General features: G+C 60.7%; 21 protein-coding genes. 10 read left to right on the top strand and 11 right to left on the bottom strand.

Features of this window, described 5'->3' with window-relative positions:
* Window positions 1-103: 103 nt before the first annotated feature.
* The gene (locus tag KW841_RS14280) at window positions 104-1,177 is read left to right on the top strand and encodes a DUF748 domain-containing protein (protein WP_218477126.1); all 1,074 of its coding nucleotides are present in this window, start codon (window positions 104-106) and stop codon (window positions 1,175-1,177) included.
* On the opposite strand, the gene KW841_RS14275 is transcribed toward KW841_RS14280, so the two are convergent.
* Entirely contained in the window at window positions 1,174-1,674 is a 501-nt protein-coding gene (locus KW841_RS14275) for a DUF2442 domain-containing protein (protein WP_218477124.1), read from the bottom strand. The genes KW841_RS14280 and KW841_RS14275 overlap by 4 nt on opposite strands.
* Entirely contained in the window at window positions 1,662-1,892 is a 231-nt protein-coding gene (locus KW841_RS14270) for a DUF4160 domain-containing protein (protein ID WP_033047627.1), read from the bottom strand. Before KW841_RS14270 ends, KW841_RS14275 begins: the two co-directional genes overlap by 13 nt.
* Before the next feature lie 208 nt (window positions 1,893-2,100).
* Between KW841_RS14270 and KW841_RS14265 the strand changes: the two genes are divergently transcribed.
* Together KW841_RS14265 and KW841_RS14260 are read left to right on the top strand one after the other, a co-directional pair.
* A complete protein-coding gene (locus KW841_RS14265) occupies window positions 2,101-2,946 on the top strand; it encodes a MoxR family ATPase (protein ID WP_007972431.1) in 846 nt (281 codons plus the stop codon).
* Between the two features lie 12 nt (window positions 2,947-2,958).
* A complete protein-coding gene (locus KW841_RS14260) occupies window positions 2,959-4,137 on the top strand; it encodes a VWA domain-containing protein (RefSeq protein ID WP_007972429.1) in 1,179 nt (392 codons plus the stop codon).
* A gap of 46 nt (window positions 4,138-4,183) precedes the next feature.
* Here KW841_RS14260 and KW841_RS14255 read toward each other — a convergent pair whose 3' ends face one another.
* From KW841_RS14255 to KW841_RS14240, 4 genes are all read right to left on the bottom strand, one after another.
* Window positions 4,184-5,110, bottom strand: coding sequence for a biotin-dependent carboxyltransferase family protein (locus KW841_RS14255; protein WP_218477121.1), 927 nt, complete (start codon window positions 5,108-5,110; stop codon window positions 4,184-4,186).
* On the bottom strand, window positions 5,107-5,811 hold the full coding sequence (locus KW841_RS14250) for an allophanate hydrolase subunit 1 (RefSeq protein ID WP_218477119.1): 705 nt from the start codon (window positions 5,809-5,811) through the stop codon (window positions 5,107-5,109). Before KW841_RS14250 ends, KW841_RS14255 begins: the two co-directional genes overlap by 4 nt.
* On the bottom strand, window positions 5,808-6,560 hold the full coding sequence (locus KW841_RS14245; RefSeq protein WP_218477117.1) for a 5-oxoprolinase subunit PxpA: 753 nt from the start codon (window positions 6,558-6,560) through the stop codon (window positions 5,808-5,810). Before KW841_RS14245 ends, KW841_RS14250 begins: the two co-directional genes overlap by 4 nt.
* Window positions 6,561-6,633: 73 nt before the next feature.
* A complete protein-coding gene (locus tag KW841_RS14240) occupies window positions 6,634-7,920 on the bottom strand; it encodes an MFS transporter (protein WP_218477107.1) in 1,287 nt (428 codons plus the stop codon).
* A gap of 146 nt (window positions 7,921-8,066) precedes the next feature.
* On the opposite strand from KW841_RS14240, the gene KW841_RS14235 reads away from it, so the two are divergent.
* On the top strand, window positions 8,067-8,981 hold the full coding sequence (locus tag KW841_RS14235) for a LysR family transcriptional regulator (protein ID WP_007972422.1): 915 nt from the start codon (window positions 8,067-8,069) through the stop codon (window positions 8,979-8,981).
* 155 nt (window positions 8,982-9,136) lie between these two features.
* On the opposite strand, the gene KW841_RS14230 is transcribed toward KW841_RS14235, so the two are convergent.
* From KW841_RS14230 to KW841_RS14220, 3 genes are read right to left on the bottom strand one after another with little or no spacing between them, the layout of a single operon-like run.
* Complete coding sequence (locus KW841_RS14230) at window positions 9,137-9,679, bottom strand: DUF2937 family protein (RefSeq protein ID WP_218477104.1); 543 nt, start codon at window positions 9,677-9,679, stop codon at window positions 9,137-9,139.
* Between the two features lie 11 nt (window positions 9,680-9,690).
* Window positions 9,691-10,467, bottom strand: coding sequence for a class II glutamine amidotransferase (locus KW841_RS14225; RefSeq protein ID WP_007972420.1), 777 nt, complete (start codon window positions 10,465-10,467; stop codon window positions 9,691-9,693).
* Window positions 10,468-10,497: 30 nt separating this feature from the next.
* Window positions 10,498-10,995: an MFS transporter gene (locus KW841_RS14220; protein WP_218477101.1), complete on the bottom strand. Its 498-nt coding sequence runs from the start codon at window positions 10,993-10,995 to the stop codon at window positions 10,498-10,500.
* A 203-nt stretch (window positions 10,996-11,198) separates the two neighbouring features.
* Here KW841_RS14220 and KW841_RS14215 point away from each other — a divergent pair, with 203 nt between their 5' ends.
* Window positions 11,199-13,253, top strand: coding sequence for a S9 family peptidase (locus tag KW841_RS14215; protein WP_218477098.1), 2,055 nt, complete (start codon window positions 11,199-11,201; stop codon window positions 13,251-13,253).
* A 205-nt stretch (window positions 13,254-13,458) separates the two neighbouring features.
* The gene (locus tag KW841_RS14210) at window positions 13,459-13,932 is read left to right on the top strand and encodes a cyclic nucleotide-binding domain-containing protein (protein ID WP_008015977.1); all 474 of its coding nucleotides are present in this window, start codon (window positions 13,459-13,461) and stop codon (window positions 13,930-13,932) included.
* Here the strand turns inward: KW841_RS14210 and KW841_RS14205 are convergent.
* The gene (locus KW841_RS14205; RefSeq protein ID WP_104450506.1) at window positions 13,929-14,219 is read right to left on the bottom strand and encodes a hypothetical protein; all 291 of its coding nucleotides are present in this window, start codon (window positions 14,217-14,219) and stop codon (window positions 13,929-13,931) included. The two genes, KW841_RS14210 and KW841_RS14205, sit on opposite strands and share 4 nt — an antisense overlap.
* A 95-nt stretch (window positions 14,220-14,314) precedes the next feature.
* On the opposite strand from KW841_RS14205, the gene KW841_RS14200 reads away from it, so the two are divergent.
* The 4 genes from KW841_RS14200 to KW841_RS14185 all read left to right on the top strand — a co-directional run bounded on the left by KW841_RS14200 (window position 14,315) and on the right by KW841_RS14185 (window position 16,560).
* Window positions 14,315-15,001, top strand: coding sequence for a spermidine synthase (locus KW841_RS14200; RefSeq protein WP_218477096.1), 687 nt, complete (start codon window positions 14,315-14,317; stop codon window positions 14,999-15,001).
* Between the two features lie 50 nt (window positions 15,002-15,051).
* Complete coding sequence (locus KW841_RS14195) at window positions 15,052-15,423, top strand: YajD family HNH nuclease (RefSeq protein ID WP_137804604.1); 372 nt, start codon at window positions 15,052-15,054, stop codon at window positions 15,421-15,423.
* 208 nt (window positions 15,424-15,631) lie between these two features.
* Entirely contained in the window at window positions 15,632-16,102 is a 471-nt protein-coding gene (locus KW841_RS14190) for an RNA methyltransferase (RefSeq protein ID WP_218477094.1), read from the top strand.
* Between the two features lie 80 nt (window positions 16,103-16,182).
* The gene (locus KW841_RS14185; RefSeq protein WP_218477091.1) at window positions 16,183-16,560 is read left to right on the top strand and encodes a DUF2892 domain-containing protein; all 378 of its coding nucleotides are present in this window, start codon (window positions 16,183-16,185) and stop codon (window positions 16,558-16,560) included.
* Window positions 16,561-16,688: 128 nt separating this feature from the next.
* Here the strand turns inward: KW841_RS14185 and KW841_RS14180 are convergent, their stop codons facing one another.
* A complete protein-coding gene (locus KW841_RS14180) occupies window positions 16,689-17,918 on the bottom strand; it encodes a hypothetical protein (protein ID WP_218477089.1) in 1,230 nt (409 codons plus the stop codon).
* Window positions 17,919-17,933 lie beyond the last annotated feature (15 nt).

Here is a 17,933-nt window from a genome sequence, read left to right as displayed (position 1 = left end):
ATAGGGCATCAAGGTAAGCCCTCTTGCCCGCAGGCGTCCAGTCGGGTCGAACGTCCGCCTGTCAGTGCAGTCAATGGCTATAGATCGCCAGAGATTTGCCACCATGAAACGTCGATATAGCTGGCCCCTGTGGACCCTCATCGGCCTCCTTGTACTGCTGATAACGCTGCACATCGCCTTGCCCTATCTGGTGCGCGATTACCTGAATGAGAGGCTGGCGGACATGGGCGACTATCGGGGCCAGATCACCGACGTGGACCTGGCCCTGTGGCGCGGGGCCTACAAGATCAACGGACTGAAAATCGTCAAGGTCGATGGCAAGGTTCCGGTGCCTTTCGTCAACGCGCCATTGATCGACCTCTCGGTGAGTTGGCACTCACTGTGGCACGACCACGCAGTGGTGGCCGAAGTGCAGTTCATCACGCCCGAGGTCAACTTCGTCGACGGGCCCAACAAGCGAAACTCCCAGACCGGCCAGGGCACCGACTGGCGTGCCCAATTAGGCAAGCTGCTGCCCATTACCCTGAACGAAGTGCGGATCAACGACGGCAAGATCAGTTTTCGCAACTTCAACTCCAAACCACCGGTGAACATGAATGCCACAAAGGTGGATGCCCGTATTTTCAACCTGACCAACGTGGTCGACACCAAAGGCAAACGCGACGCACGTTTTGAAGGTAAAGCCTTGCTGCTGGGGCATGCACCACTGGAAACCTCGGCCACTTTCGATCCCTTGAGCGATTTCGAAGACTTCGAGTTTCGCTTGCGCACCACGGATATCGAACTCAAGCGCCTGAACGACTTCGCCGCGGCCTACGGCAAGTTCGATTTCAATGCCGGCCATGGCGACGTGGTGATCGAAGCCCAGGCCAACAAGGGCCGACTGACCGGCTACATCAAGCCGCTGATGCGCGATGTTGACGTGTTCAACTGGCAGCAGGACGTGGAAAACAAGGACAAAGGGCTGTTCCGCTCGATATGGGAAGCCCTCGTCGGTGGAACCGAGACGGTCCTGAAAAACCAGGGCAAAAACCAGTTTGCGACACGGGTCGAACTCAAGGGCAATGTGCATCAGCAGGATGTCAGCGCATTCCAGGCTTTTTTACAGATTTTACGCAACGGTTTCATCCAGGCATTCAATGCGCGGTATGAACGGCCCAAGCCGGATGCAGGTTAATTTTTGCGCGTGACGCTGTACCGGCCAGTGTCTTCTGCCGCGCGGGGCGAATTCGATTGCCGTTGAAGGAAATCCCAACCCAGGCAAGCCAGGGCCAAAGATCGGGGCACCGCTTCGCGACCACTGCTGTATCGGCTGATACTGCGGCTACTGACCCCCAACGCTTGAGCCGCCTGATTGAGCGATAACCCGGTGCGAGCACGCCAATCGATAAAGATTCGGGTGTTTTCGTCGGCTGCATTCTGCGCCAGGGCATCCAGGTAGAGCGTGTCTGCACCGATCTGGATATCCAGCTCAGGCCATTCGACACTCCAGCCATCGTCACCCAACGCTGCATGATCAAAAGCGTCTCCCTGCAAAGGTTGCAGGCCTGGATAGGCGTGCAGGTCGCGGCTCAAATCGAGCAGCAGTTGCTGGCCATCGATAAACGTCAGCGCCAATCGGTAATCCGGCAATGCTTGCACTGCCGATAGCCGTGGTCGTTTCATGGGTAGCATCGTTTCCAGTCCTCCAGCAATTGCACCTGATGGGCCCTGACCCACTCCAGCGCTTCCTTGATGATCAGCGGCGGCGCTTTGCCCACCATCACTTCGACAGTTTCCAGGCTCAGCATGACGTCCAGCCCGCCCCCCGTCAGATGAACGTGGGGTGGTGGATGATCCTTTTCGCGCAACTGAATGCGATACGTATCTCGAAATCGGTATTTAGTAGACATGCCCGGCAAGCTATCGCCAAAATGGCGATATCTCAATACTGGCCAGCCGCCGAGACTGAGTCAAGATGTGACGCTCCATTCAGAGACTGAATAAGCCGTCTGCGTTCACAGTCGACCGGGCAGCGCGTTATAGTCGGGGCTGACCCTTTTATTGCGCCCCCCCCGCCCTGCCGCGTTCAGGTCGGCGTTACCGTTCGAGGATTAGCAGATGAAGTTCGAAGGCACCCAGGCCTACGTCGCCACCGATGACCTGAAGCTGGCGGTCAACGCCGCCATCACCCTGGAGCGGCCGTTGCTGGTCAAGGGCGAACCGGGCACCGGCAAGACCATGCTCGCCGAGCAACTGGCCGAATCCTTTGGCGCCAAGCTGATCACCTGGCACATCAAGTCCACCACCAAGGCTCACCAGGGCCTGTACGAGTACGACGCGGTCAGCCGCCTGCGCGACTCGCAACTGGGCAACGAAAAAGTCCACGACGTTCGTAACTACCTGAAAAAGGGCAAGCTCTGGGAAGCCTTCGAATCCGACGAGCGGGTCATCCTGCTGATCGACGAAATCGACAAGGCCGACATCGAATTCCCCAACGACCTGCTGCAAGAACTCGACAAGATGGAGTTCTACGTTTACGAGATCGACGAGACCATCAAGGCGAAAAAGCGTCCGATCATCATCATTACCTCCAACAACGAAAAGGAATTGCCGGACGCCTTCCTGCGCCGCTGCTTCTTCCACTACATCGCTTTCCCCGACCGCACCACCCTGCAAAAGATCGTTGACGTGCACTACCCGGACATCAAGAAAGACCTGGTCAGCGAAGCGCTGGACGTGTTCTTCGACGTGCGCAAGGTGCCGGGCCTGAAGAAGAAGCCTTCGACCTCCGAGCTGGTGGACTGGCTGAAGCTGCTGATGGCCGACAACATCGGCGAAGCGGTGCTGCGCGAGCGCGATCCGACCAAGGCCATCCCGCCACTGGCCGGCGCCCTGGTGAAGAACGAACAGGACGTGCAATTGCTTGAGCGTCTGGCGTTCATGAGCCGTCGCGGCACCCGCTAAGAGGCTGATGCCATGCTGCTCAACCTGTTCAATGAAATGCGCGCAGCCAAGGTGCCGGTCTCGGTACGCGAGCTGCTGGACCTGATCAACGCGTTGAAACAGCGCGTGACCTTCGCCGACATGGACGAGTTCTACTACCTGTCCCGGGCGATCCTGGTGAAGGACGAAAAGCATTTCGACAAGTTCGACCGGGCGTTCGGTGCCTACTTCAATGGCCTGGAAAAGCTCGACGACCATCTTCAGGCGCTGATCCCCGAAGACTGGCTGCGCAAGGAATTCGAACGCTCGCTGACCGACGAAGAACGGGCGGCGATCCAGTCCCTCGGCGGCCTGGACAAGCTGATCGAAGAGTTCAAGAAACGCCTAGAGGAACAGAAGGAACGTCACGCCGGCGGTAATAAATGGATCGGTACCGGCGGCACCAGCCCGTTCGGTTCCGGCGGTTTCAACCCGGAAGGCATCCGGGTCGGCGATGCCGGCAAGCGCCAGGGCAAGGCGGCCAAGGTCTGGGACCAGCGCGAATACAAGAACCTCGACGATTCGGTGGAGTTGGGCACGCGCAACATCAAGGTCGCCCTGCGCCGCCTGCGCAAGTTCGCTCGCCAGGGCGCGGCGGAAGAGCTGGACATCGATGGCACCATCGACCATACCGCCAAGGATGCCGGCCTGCTGAACATCCAGATGCGGCCGGAGCGGCGCAACACCGTCAAGCTGTTGCTGCTGTTCGACATCGGCGGCTCGATGGACGCCCATGTGAAGATTTGCGAGGAATTGTTCTCGGCCTGCAAGACCGAGTTCAAGCACCTGGAGTACTTCTACTTCCACAACTTCATTTATGAATCGGTGTGGAAGAACAACATGCGCCGCACCTCCGAGCGCACTTCTACCATGGACCTGCTGCACAAGTACGGCGCCGACTACAAAGTGATCTTCATCGGCGACGCCGCCATGGCGCCCTATGAAATCACCCAGCCGGGCGGCAGTGTCGAGCACTGGAACGAAGAAGCCGGTTACGTGTGGATGCAGCGGTTCAAGGAAAAGTACAAGAAGCTCATCTGGATCAACCCGTATCCGAAGGACACCTGGAGCTATACCTCGTCGACCAATATTGTGCGGGACTTGATCGATGACCAGATGTATCCGTTGACCCTTCGTGGGCTGGAGGAAGGGATGCGGTTTCTTTCCAAGTAATTCGGTTGCCTGACCTGACGTCATCGCGGGCAAGCCCGCGATGCTTTTAGCGGGAAATGAAACGCTGTAAATACTCGATTTGTTCGCGATGAGCGACATCCTGCACCACCGGCCTCAACCGCACCTGCGCCCCCGGCAGGCACTGCGCCAGCCGCGCCAGCGCCAACGGCGTCAACGCCCCCAGACGCGGATATCCACCAATGGTCTGCCGATCATTGAGCAACACAATCGGCTGCCCGTCGGGCGGCACCTGCACGGCACCCAACGGAATGCCTTCGGAAATCATCGGCTTGCCCTGGTATTGCAGCGCCGTACCCAGCAGGCGAATACCCATCCGGTCGGCACGGCTGTCGAGGTGCCATACGCTGTTGAACGCGTCGAACAGGCTCTGCCCGCTGAACTCGCCGATCTGTGCACCGAGGACCAGGTCCAACGGCGCATCAAGGTTCAGGTCCGGTCGTTGCTCTGCGGTCAACTCGCGTAGCAACATCACCGGGTTGCCTGAATAGCTCAAGCTCGCCCCTTTCCCCAGCGCTCGGCCCATGCCGTCGAGCCCGCCGAGTTCCTCCCGGACCACCGTCGCGCTACTGCCCAGCACCTTCGGCGCATCAAACCCACCCGGCGCCGCCAGATAAGCCCGGGCTCCAAGCAACGGCTGAGTGAATTGCAAACGCTGGCCTTTGTGCAGCCTGAAACTGCGCCACGGGGTCAAAGCCTCGCCGTCCACCCGCGCGCCAAGATCCGCTCCGGCCAAGGCCAGCACGCAGTCTTGCTCAGCAACGACGGTGAACCCGCCGAGGGTGATTTCGATCACCGGTGCATCCAGTCCGTTATCCAATAGCCAGTTGGCCCAGGACATCGAACGCCAATCGGCTGCTCCGCCCTGGGTCACACCCAGATGCCGCACGCCGAATCGACCGGCATCCTGTAACAGGCACAGCGGCGTACTCGCTTCAATCATCAGACGGCTCATGCCTGGGCCTCCAGAGGCGTATCGTCACCCCCCAGGTTAATGAACTCGGCATGGCCGACTGCTTCGAAGCGTACGGTGTCACCGGGTTGCATCAAGCTGTAGCCGTCACGGTTGCGGTCGAACAATCTGGCCGGCGTGCGGCCGATCAGGTTCCAGCCGCCCGGCGACACCACCGGGTAAGCCGCCGTTTGCCGCTCGGCGATGCCGACACTGCCGGCCGCGACTTTTTTGCGTGGCGTGTTCAGACGCGGCGCAGCGAGCGCTTCTTCCACCAGCCCCATGAAGGCGAAGCCCGGTGCAAAACCCAGAGCGAACACCTGGTATTCACGCTCACTGTGGCGACGGATCACCTCCTCCACCGCCAATCCGCTGCGCTGCGACAACAGTGTCAATTCCGGTCCGACACTCAAGTCGTACCACACCGGCAACACATGACAGGTACCGCGAGTGCGCGCATTGGGCGACAGATCGATCAGTGCCTGGGCAATCAGTTCCCGTGCCTGGCTCGGGCTCAATGCCGTCAGGTCGTAATGCACCATCAATGTGGTGTAGGACGGCACCAGATCGATCAGGTGCCCGGCAAATGCCATGCGCAGATTTTCACTGGCCGCGAGCATCCACGGCATGTTGCTTTCGGCAATTTCATCGAACAGGCGCACCATCAGGCAATCCAGCGCCACCACTTCCACCCGCAGCTTCATGACGCACTCTGCCGGTTCAAGGCTTCACGGATGCGTTGCACGGCAGCGACCGAACTGGCGTTGTCGCCGTGCACGCAGAGGGTGTTGGCCTGCAAATGCAGGGCGCTGCCGTCGCTGGCGGTGAGCTGATCGCCACGGGCAATGGTCAGCGCCTGCTCGATGATTTTTTCCGGGTCGTGATGCACCGCGCCCGGCAGTTGTCGCGAGACCAGCCTGCCGGCACTGTCGTAGGCACGATCGGCAAAAGCCTCGAACCACAGCGTCACGCCGTATTCATCGCCCATTTGTTGGGCAGCGCTGTTGTCGCGGGTCGCCATCAGCATCAATGGCAGCGTGCGGTCGTAGGACGCCACCGCTTGCAAAACGGCACGCAACTGCGCCGGGTTAGCCATCATGTCGTTGTACATCGCGCCATGGGGTTTGACGTAACTGACCCGGCCGCCCTGGGCCCGGCAGATGCCGTCGAGGGCGCCGATCTGGTAATGCAGGATGTCTTGCAGCTCCTGGGTGGCATAGGCCATGGAGCGGCGGCCGAAGCCCACCAGATCCTGATAGGCCGGATGCGCGCCGATTTGCACACCGTGGCTGAGGGCCAGGCTGACGGTCTTGCGCATGATGCTCGGGTCGCCGGCGTGAAAACCGCAGGCGACGTTGGCGCAATCGATGAAGGGCATGATTTCGGTGTCCAGACCCATGGTCCAGCTGCCGAAACTCTCGCCGATGTCGCAGTTCAATAGCAGGCGGCTCACACTGAACACTCCTGTAGGCTTTATTCTTTTCAGCTGCGGGACATATCTATAAGACAGTCCCGCAGGTTATCAGTTACTGGGCGTCGAGTTGCTTGCCACGGGTTTCCGGCAGGCTCAGGGCCGCGAGAATCACCACACCGTAGGAAACCGCCGCGAAGGCACCGATGCCCACGCTCAGTGGTACGGTCTGGCTGAGCAGGCCGATCAGCAGCGGGAACAACGCCGCCAGCGCACGGCCGATGTTGTAGCAAAAACCCTGGCCCGAACCGCGAATGCGCGTGGGGAACAATTCGGTCAGGAATGCGCCCATGCCACTGAAAATCCCCGAGGCGAAGAAGCCCAGCGGAAAGCCCAGCCACAGCATCACGCCGTTGCTGACCGGCATTTGCGTGTACAGCAGGACAATGGTGAACGAACCGACGGCGAACAGGATGAAGTTCTTCTTGCGTCCGAGGATGTCGGTCAAATAAGCGCTGATGACATATCCCGCGTAGGAACCGACAATCACCATCGCCAGATAACCGCTGGTATTGAGTACGCTCAAACCGCGTTCGTTTTTCAGGAACGTCGGTAGCCAGGACGTGATGGCGTAGTAGCCGCCCAATGCGCCGGTGGTCAGCAACGAAGCGCGAATCGTGGTGAACAGCATGCCGGGGGCGAAGATCTCATAGAACTTCGACGGGTTGCTCGGCTCCTGCCGGGCTTTGGCTTGACGATAGATTTCCGGGTCCTTGACCAGACGGCGGACAAAAATCACAAAAATCGCCGGCACGATGCCAAGGATGAACAGCGCGCGCCAGGCGTCTTCCGGTGGCAATACCGAGAACAGCAGCGCATACAGGATCGCCGTCAGTCCCCACCCCAGCGCCCAGCCGGATTGCACCATGCCCACAGCCTTGCCGCGGTCCTTGGCGCGAATCACTTCGCCGATCAGCACGGCGCCGGCCGTCCACTCGCCGCCGAAACCGAAGCCCATCAGGGTCCGTGCAATCAGCAGTTGCTCGTAACTCTGGGCAAAGCCGCAGAGGAAGGTGAAGAAGGCAAACCACAACACGGTCAGTTGCAGGGTGCGCACACGCCCGATGCGGTCGGAGAGAATCCCTGCGACCCAGCCACCGATGGCCGAAGCGATCAGGGTGCTGGTGTGAATCAGCCCGGCCTGGCCGGTGGTGATGCCCCACATGGCAATCAGGGTCGGCACCACGAAGCTGAGCATCTGGGTGTCCATGCCGTCCAGGCCATAGCCGATCTTGCAGCTCCAGAAGGTGCGGCGTTCCTGCTGATTGATGTTGCGGTACCAGTCGAAAGGTCCCGGGCGAGCCGTGGCTTTCGCAATGACGGGGGTGTCGGGCGCACTCATGGCAAATCTCCGCGCTGATTTTATTGGTATTGTTCTGAGCCCCGACGACGCCTATCGTGGGAACCGGATGCGCCGATTTTTGGACGCGCGCCCCTGCTGCGTCCAACTAATAAAAACCCGCCTTAGACATAAGAAATCTTTATCCCATGAACCTGAAGTTTCTCGAGACCTTTGTCTGGGTCGCCCGACTCAAGAGTTTTCGCCTGACCGCCGACAAGCTCTTCACCACTCAGGCTTCGATTTCCAGCCGAATTGCGGTGCTTGAAGGTGAGCTTGGGGTGAAGCTGTTTCTGCGTGATTCGCGCGGCGTGAGCCTGACGCCGGAGGGCCTCAAAGTGCTCGATTACGCCGAGCAGATGCTGGACACCATGCAGGCACTCAAGCAGTCGATCGAGACCCGTTCGAGCAAGGCCGGACGGGTGCGCATCGGCGTGATGGACACGGTGATCCATACCTGGCTCAGCCCGTTGGTGGCGCAGATGACCGATCACTACCCGCTGGTGGAAATCGAGCTGGTGGCCGATACCTCGCTCAACCTCTGCGATCAGCTGCAAAAAGGCTTTCTCGATGTGATCCTGCAAACCGACCTGCTGCGTCAGGAAAGCGTGCGTAGCCTGGAACTGGCCAGCCACCCCATGGGCTGGATCGTCGCCAGCAATTCGATTTACAACCGCGATTACTCGGGCATCGCTGACCTGGCGGGCGAACGGATCATCACCTATTCGAAAAACTCCCATCCGCACCAGGAAGTGCTGGCCCTGATGCAGGCCAATGGTGTGATGGCGCCGCGACTGAACTGCGTGAACTCGGTGTCGGCGATTACCCGGCTGCTGCGCGACGGATTTGGCATTGGCGCGTTACCGCCGGTGCTGGTGGCCGAAGAGCTGGCACGGGGGGAGTTGACCCTGCTGGACATCGATCAGCGACCACCCGACTTGCAGGTGGTGGTGTCGTGGCGGGTGGGTGTGGAGTGGGTCGAGGAAATTGTGGCGTTGTGTCAGCAGGTGCTGGAGGGGTATGCGCAGAAGGTGGGAGAGCGCTACATCGTCCTCTCCAGTTGATGGCATCCTGTGGCGAGGGGGCTTGCCCCCGTTGGTTTGCGAAGCAGCCCCAATACCCATCAACCAAATCATTCAGGTAAACCGCGGCTACCCATTCTACGACTGCTGCGCAGCCGAGCGGGGGCAAGCCCCCTCGCCACAGGAACCGCACGCTGTTACAACCCGCGCAAATCCCGCTCTTCGATCGGCCGGCTCTGGCGCAGACGCTTGCCGCCCAGCACCACCCAGTCGATCAGACGGAACAGGCACTCGATCCCGAACGACAGCAGCAAGGCGCCACTCATGCCCCAGACCATCGCTTCGGGCGTCAACAGGATCTGGTAGCTGTAGCCGTTCCAGGTTTCCTTGCGAATGTCCGGATCGGCGGCCAGTACCACTTGCAGGAAGCGGATGTACCACGGTCCCTGCATCGCCTGGAACTGTTTATCCAACGCCAGTTGACGGGTCAGCAGGTTGTTCAGGCTGTCGGCGTCGCTGCGAAAGATCGGGTCTTCGCTGGCGCGGTAGTGCGCGACCAGGGCCTGCATATCGCCCTTGAAGAACTGGTTGGCGGTGTTCTGGAAGCCGCTCAACCCGGCTTGCGCCTCGATCAGATGGGCTTCGACCCGCTTGGCGTAATCGTTGATGAACCCCGGCACCTGGACACCGATCAACAGGCCCGCCGCAAACAACACCAGCCGTAGATAACTGAGCAACATGCAAGGAGTCCTTATTCGGTCGTGCCCTGGCTGACGCATTCGCCGCGTCGCCACAGGCTCCATTGACCCGGTTCGTAGCGGGTCCAGGTTTCGTTTTCGGTCAAAGGTTCGGTGGCGATGACGGTGACCACATCGTTGGGGGTGGTTTCGGCCTGAAAGTCGACGATCACGTCGACATCTTTCAGGCGCGCCGGGCCAAAGGGTGCACGACGGGTGATCTGCGCCAGTTTGGTCGAGCAATAGCAGAACAGCCAGTCACCGTCGCTGAGCAGGCAGTTGAACACGCCTTTGCTGCGGTACTCGGCGCAAGCGGCCACCAGGTCCGGCAACAACGCTTCGACCTCGACCGGCTCGGGGAACGCCGCACGCACACGGTTGAGCAAATCGCAGAATGCCGCTTCGCTGTCGGTATCGCCCACGGGGCGGTAGAAACTGGCCGTTGGCTGAAAATCCGCCAACTGGCCGTTATGGGCGAAACACCAGTTGCGCCCCCACAGCTCGCGGACGAACGGATGGGTGTTGGACAGGCAGACCTTGCCGACGTTGGCCTGGCGGATGTGCCCGATCACCACTTCGCTCTTGATCGGATAGCGCTGCACCAGGTTGGCGACTTCCGACTCGCAGCTGGCCGCCGGGTCCTGGAACAGCCGCAGCCCACGGCCTTCATAGAAGGCAATGCCCCAGCCATCGCGGTGCGGGCCGGTACGGCCGCCGCGCTGCATCAGCCCGGTAAAGCTGAACACGATATCGGTCGGGACATTGGCGCTCATGCCCAATAACTCACACATGTTCGGACTCTCGCTCAATCGCAGGCAAGGTTACAGACGGGGTTCGACTCGCATCCGCTGAGGATTGCTCGGCACGGGCGGACGACCGTAACGATCATCGCCGGCACCGCCAAACGGCTGATCATCCTCAAGCTCTTCGGCGCGGACGGCAGCTTTGGTGGCAGCCTCACGCTCCTTGCGGGCGTTGGCGGCGCGCTCGATGGGGAAACGGATCGCCACCAGCACCAGATAGAGGCCGAATGCGATCATGCCGTACATGAACAGGTCGGAAATCGCCCGCCAGGCGTTGTTGCCGACCTTGAACAGCAGGTCGAGCGCGGTAATGGCGACGGCCGGTGCGACTTTATCCTTGACCGGGTCGATGATGGTCGGGCTGAACAGCAGCACGACCATCAGCAGCCGCAGCGGCTCACGCAGCCAACGCCACATCCAGCGGGTCAAGCGCATCCACACCAACAGGCAGCCCAAAGCGGCAAAGGCGTAGAGGCCCCAAGCGATCAGATAGTCGTTCTCGGTCATGGTGTCCATGGCAAGGCAGGCAAAGAGGCGCTTATGATAACGGCTTTTCGCCCGTCAGGCTGCATCAACACATAGAACCCTGTAGGAGCGAGCTTGCTCGCGATGGCGGACTGACAGTCAACACTGCTGTTGAATGAACCGGCCGCATCGCGAGCAAGCTCGCTCCCACAGGTTATTCACCCCCAATTCCGTACACTGCTCGAGAGTCCTTCATGCCCCTATCCGCCAACATTCACGACGCTCCGATTGCCCACAAGGCTGATGGCTCCGATCCGTATGCCTGGCTGCAGGAGCGCGACACCGATGCAGTGCTCGATTACCTGAAAGCCGAAAACAGCTATCAGGAGGCGCAAACCGCCGACCAGGCCGGGCTGCGCGAGACCCTGTTCGAGGAGATCAAGGGGCGGATTCTCGAGACCGACCTGTCCCTGCCCTCGCCCTGGGGACCGTATCTGTACTACACCCGCACCACCGCAGGCGATGAGTATGCCCGGCACTACCGCTGCCCGCGTCCGGCCGATGACAGCCTGACCCTCGACGAAAGCCGCGAACAACTGCTGCTGGACCCCAACGAACTGGCCAACGGCGGCTTCTTTTCCCTGGGTGCGTTCAGCATCAGCCCGGACCATCAGCGCCTGGCCTACAGCATCGACTCCAGTGGCGACGAGATTTACACGCTGTTCGTGAAGGAATTGTCCGACGGCCGCGTCAGCGAGCTGGAATTCCAGGACTGCGACGGCAGCATGACCTGGGCCAACGACAGCCTGACGCTGTTCTTTGGCGAGCTGGACGACACCCATCGCCCGCACAAGCTGTATCGCTATCGACTGGACGGTACGGCGGCCGAAGAAGTGTTCCATGAGCCGGACGGTCGCTTCTTCATGCATTGCTACCGTTCAAGCTCCGAGCAGCAACTGCTGCTGTCCGTGGGCAGCAAGACCACCAGCGAAGTCTGGGTCCTCGATGCCTCCAGACCCCAGCAGGCGTTTACCTGCCTGGCGCCACGGGTCGAGGATCATGAGTATGACGTGGATCACGGCGCACTCGACGGGCAATGGACCTGGTTCATCCGCACCAACCGCGACGGCATCAATTTCGCCTTGTACACGGCCGTCGATACCGGCGCCCCGCCCACCGAAGCCGACTGGCAGAACCTGATTCCCCATAGCGACACGGTGATGATCGACGGCATCAGCCTGAACACCGGGGCCATGACCCTCAGCCTGCGGCTCGGCGTTTTGCCGGTCATTGAAGTTCACCCGCAAGGCTTGGCGCCTTATCGCGTGCAACTGCCGGATGCGGCCTACAGCCTGCACGTGCAAAACAGTCTGGAGTTCGAAAGCGAGCGGATTCGCCTGCGCTACGAAGCGTTGAACCGTCCGGCGCAAATCCGCCAGCTCGAGCTGGCGACCGGCGAACAGAAAGTCCTCAAGCAAACCCCGGTGCTCGGCCCGTTCGACGCCGACGCCTACATCAGCCAGCGCCTGTGGGCCACGGCGCCGGACGGCACGCAAGTGCCCATCAGCCTGGTGATCAAACGCACAGACCTCGGTAAACCGGTGCCGCTGTACCTCTACGGTTATGGCGCCTATGGCGAAAGCCTCGACCCATGGTTTTCCCATGCGCGCCTGAGCCTGCTGGATCGCGGCATGGCGTTTGCCATTGCCCACGTGCGTGGCGGCGGCGAACTGGGGGAAGCCTGGTATCGCGCCGGCAAGCAGGAGCACAAGCACAACACCTTCAGCGACTTTATCGCCTGCGCCGAACACCTGATCGCCCAAGGCTTCACCACTGCACCGCAGTTGGCGATCAGTGGCGGCAGCGCCGGTGGCTTGCTGATCGGCGCGGTGCTCAATCAACGGCCGCAGCTGTTTGGCGCCGCCATCGCCGAAGTGCCGTTCGTCGACGTCCTCAACACCATGCTCGACCCCGATCTGCCATTGACCGTGACGGAATACGACGAGTGGGGCAACCCTGAAGAGCCGGACGTTTATGATCGGATCAAGGCCTACGCCCCGTACGAAAACGTCACCGCGCAAGCTTATCCCGCGACCCTGGTGATCGCCGGCTACAACGACAGCCGCGTGCAGTACTGGGAAGCGGCCAAGTGGGTGGCGAAATTGCGCGCGACCAAGACCGACAGCAATCCGCTACTGCTCAAGACTGAACTCGGTGCCGGGCATGGCGGGATGAGCGGTCGGTATCAGGGATTGCGTGACGTAGCTCTCGAATATGCATTTTTGTTCAAGGTGTTGGCCATTGCCTGAGGAACTTGGGCCGAGGCACCGGTCTTAATTCCGCATGCCGGATGCCGATACAACCCGTATCCCTGTGGGAGCGAGCTTGCTCGCGATGACGTCTGCACAATCAACCTCACCGTTGACTGTGAAACCGCAATCGCGAGCAAGCTCGCTCCTACAAAGGCCATTCAATACCCGAAAAAACAGACACAACAATAAAGACCGTGACGACATGTCTGAATCAACCTTTCTGAACAACGAAATTCGCGACTGGCTGATGGATTGCGGCCTGTTCAATCAACTGTTGCCGGCGGACTTCGCCGCGGCCTCGGGCTACTTCAGTATCAGCACCATTGCCCAGGGCGAGGAGATCTTCCAGGAGGGCGATGCCGGCAGCTTCATGTGCATCATCCATACCGGTCAGGTGGCGGTGCAGAAAACCACCGCTGACGGGCAACGAGTCACCATCGCCACGTTGCGCAGCGGCCGCTCGTTCGGGGAAATGGCCGTGCTCGACGGCGAACGGCGCTCGGCCAGTTGCGTGGCCGCCAGCAACTGCCAGTTGCTCAACCTGGGCAAGGACTCACTGGAAAAGATGCTCAACGATGCACCGAAAATCGCCGCCAAGATCATCCGTGCCCTCGCCGTCTCCCTGTCCAAACGCCTGCGCATGGCCGACGGTCAATTGCTGTCGCAGCAGGTCTAGCCACCCGGTGATTTGACTTTCGGCGGGTTCGGTTCGATTCCCGGCACAGGCTGATCCTTGGTTGGCGGGCTGGGCATTTCAATCGGCACCAACGGCGGCCCGCTACTGCCGGGGCCGACTTTCGGCAAGGGCGCCGGGCTGATTTGCGGGTAAGGCGTGGGCGTGGCGGTGCCGGGCGAACCGGGTATCGGCGCGGGGCTGACGGGAATCGTTTGCAACTGTTGGGCCTGCGCTGCAGTTATCGAGAGCGCGGCCAGGGCAATGACCGTTAGAATGGTGCGCTTCATCAATGGCTCCGTTGGCCTTGTCGTCATGAACAGGCTACTCCCAACTGCGTCTGTTTGCCCTCCCGAGTTCTGCCAATTTTCTTCAAGTGAGCCCCATGAAACGTTTCGTTCTGCTGGACACCACCCCCATTCCTGAAAACGGCGGTGCCCTGTGCCTGTTCGAATATGGCGAGGATTTCGTCATCAAGATCCAGGGTGGCGACGGCGGACAATTGATGAACACGCGCATGCACGGCTCCGAAGATGCCCTGGCCGAGATCCCCTGCCGCAAAGTCGCAGGCCGACCGAATTCACGGGTGCTGATCGGCGGCCTGGGCATGGGGTTCACCCTTGCCTCGGCGCTCAAGCACCTGGGCAAGACCGCCGAAGTGGTGGTCGCCGAGCTGGTCCCCGGAGTCGTTGAGTGGAACCGTGGACCGCTGGGCGAAAAGGCCGGCAACCCGCTGCTCGACCCGCGCACGGTGATTCGCATGGAAGACGTGGCCAAGGTCCTGCAAGCCGAACCCCAGGGCTTCGATGCCATCATGCTCGATGTCGACAACGGCCCCGAAGGCCTGACCCAGAAGGCCAACAGCTGGCTGTACTCCGCCGCCGGCCTGAGCGCCTGCGCCAGGGCCATGCGCCCCAAAGGTGTGCTGGCGGTCTGGTCGGCCAGCGCCGATCGGCAATTTTCCGACAAACTGAAGAAAGCCGGCTTCAAGGCCGAGGAAGTGCAGGTCTTCGCCCACGGCAACAAGGGCACCCGCCACACCATCTGGATTGCCGAGAAGCTCAAGGGCTAGGCTAAACTTCACCCTATAACCGTCATCAGTCTTTCTACAAAGGTGAACCCATGAGTTCGTCCACCCCGACCAACACTTCGAAGCTGGATCGCATCCTCGCCGACAACCAGCGCGACAAGGAAATGGGCTACCGCGACAAGGCCCTGAAGATGTACCCGCACGTCTGTGGCCGCTGCGCCCGTGAGTTCTCCGGCAAGCGCCTGAGCGAACTGACCGTGCACCACCGCGACCACAACCACGACAACAACCCGCAGGACGGCTCGAACTGGGAGCTGTTGTGCCTGTACTGCCACGATAACGAACACTCGCGCTATACCGACCAGCAGTATTTCGACGAAGGCTCGCTGAGCACGCCGAAAATCGCCAAGGCCACGCATAACCCGTTTGCGGCGCTGGCTGGGTTGATGAAAAAAGAAGAGTAAAAATCTTTAGTGCCTGAACTGGCCTCTTCGCGGGCAAGCCCGCTCCCACAGTGATTGGCGGTGCTCACAAAAACTGTGTACGCCACACAAACCTGTGGGAGCGGGCTTGCCCGCGAAAGCAATGGCTCAGACACCACAAGTCTTGAATCTGCCCGCCCTCCCCCAATCCCCGTATAATCGCGCTTTTTTCCCGAAAGGCACCCCGCTCGTGGCAGACAAACGGTACAGCTGCATTGGTTTGTATAACCCCAAGTCACCGGAGAACGTCGGTTCGGTGATGCGCGCCGCTGGCTGTTATGGCGTGGCGTCGGTGTTCTACACCGGCAAGCGCTATGAGCGCGCCGCCGACTTCGTCACCGATACCAAGCGTGTGCACTACGACATCCCGCTGATCGGCATCGATGACCTGAAGAGAATCCTGCCGCTCAACTGTGTGCCCGTCGCCGTGGAACTGGTTGAAGGTGCCCGCCCTCTGCCGGAATACACCCACCCGGATCGCGCGCTCTACATCTTCGGCCCGGAAGACGGCTCGCTGGATAAGGAGATTCGCGACTGGTGCGAAGACGTGGTCTACATTCCGACCACCGGTTGCATGAACCTGGCCGCCACGGTCAACGTCGTGCTCTACGACCGCATGTCCAAGGGGCTCAATACCCGCTCCGGTCCAAAATTCCGCTGAATCGCCGCACATCCGATTGAACGAGCTGCCCGCGCCGGCGGTCAGCTTGTCTATCGATCACTGAAGCCTGGAGACAGACCATGAGCGAACTCAAACGCGTCGAGCGTATCGAATCCACCCCTTTCCAGAGCCCTTCCGAACAGAACGTGCAGGGCTGGGAACGCATCGGCTCCCTGGCCGGCGGCGTGGTGATGGTGGGCAAGGGCCTGCGTCGTGGCGGGATCTTCGGCCTGATCCAGGTGGCCATCGGCGGCGTAGCCCTGGCGCGCGGCATTACCGGCCACAGCTCGGCGAAAAGCCTGCTGGAGAAAAGCCGCCGGGACATGGACAACGTGCGGGCGAAAATCCAGCGGGCCGGTGAGGAACTGAGGCAGTTGAAGGCCAATGCCGAGGCGGCGACCAAAACTGCCACCGTGACCGGCAATGATTCGTTGAAGTCGCCGAAAGCCGGGGTTTGATCCGGATCGTTCGGCGGGGCTGATGGCCCTATCGCGAGCAAGCTCGCTCCCACAGGATTATGTGGCATGCACAACATTTGTGTTCACCCCCAATCATTGTGGGAGCGAGCTTGCTCGCGATGACGGACTCACTGAATCAACTCGGTACTGAGCACTTTTGAAGACCCACCGATCACGCTCTCGCTGAGCTGAACAAACGCCTGGGTATCGATATCTCCCAGCCGCATTGCCCCGCGCAACACGTCATCCAGCGAACGCTTGTTATGGGTTTTCAGGCGAATCTCGCGGTCCAGCTCCTGCAGCAACACCACCGCCCTGGCCACCTGCGCCGGGTTGGCCTGATCACTGCGCAGCGTGCTGACCTTCTGGCTGGTCCTGACCAGTTTGCCGTGCAGGCTCTCGTAGCGTTCATCGCTCATGCCGCCGGCCCGCCGCACCAGTTCGATGGCGTAATACTCGGCAAAACCTTCATTGATCCAGTCACTGCGTTTTGTGCCGTTGATCCGTCCGAACACCTGGGCCAACTCGCGGACCAGGGCACTGGTGCCGCTTTCGCTGACCAATGGCAGGTGACTGTTGAGGTAGATCGACTCGTGCGCCGACCGGCTGCCACGCCACATCGGATCATTGGCTCCGACGATCAGCAATTTGCCCGGGTGTCGCGGGTACAGCGCCTGCACTTGCGGCCAGACGAAGGTCAGCAGCGTCAGCACATCCATACGCCGCATGCCCTGCCCCAGCGGCGAGGCGACGGTAACTTCAGTCTCGCCCAGACGAGTCCGGCGGCTGCCAAGCTGGCCGGCGAGCATCCAGCCCGTGGGCCGGTCGAACAGTCTGGAAGGGTTATCGATACGGAACCTGTTCTGGCCAATCCGTGGCCACGCGGTTTCGACGCTTTTCCAGCCACCGGGCAGCTCGAATTCAAGGCGTGAAACCAGTTCGATGCCGTCCTGTTGATCGAGTCTGGCAGCCGGCACCAAATCGTCGCCGCGCATCAATGCCCAGTCTGGCGTCATGCGCGTCTCAAAGCTGCCGTTCTTGCGCCCGTGGTTGATATTCACCCGATACGTCAGGCTGGCCTTGTCAGCCGCCGGACGCCAGACACCCCGTGCCGCTTTGCCAGGGGTCAGTTGCCATTGGCCATCGGCCTTGAAATCGCTGTAGTGGCTGCCGTCGCCCAGGTCGAAATCCAGGCTGCGTACCGCCGAGCCCTGGGCGAGCGTCAGGCGCACTTCGGCCTGATCGTTCTGCGGCAACAGGCGCACGTGATAATCCAGATCGACCTTGTTCGCGGCCCATACGGGCGCACTCACGGCCAACAATCCGACGCCCCACGCCCGCCGCCATCCCACAGCCATACACACTCCTTCGTG

The sequence above is a fragment of the Pseudomonas sp. PDM28 genome (assembly GCF_019219115.1).
Lineage (GTDB): Bacteria > Pseudomonadota > Gammaproteobacteria > Pseudomonadales > Pseudomonadaceae > Aquipseudomonas > Aquipseudomonas laurylsulfatiphila.
The sequence above is the reverse complement of the archived record's forward strand: the minus strand, read 5'-3'. Positions and strand labels throughout refer to the sequence as shown.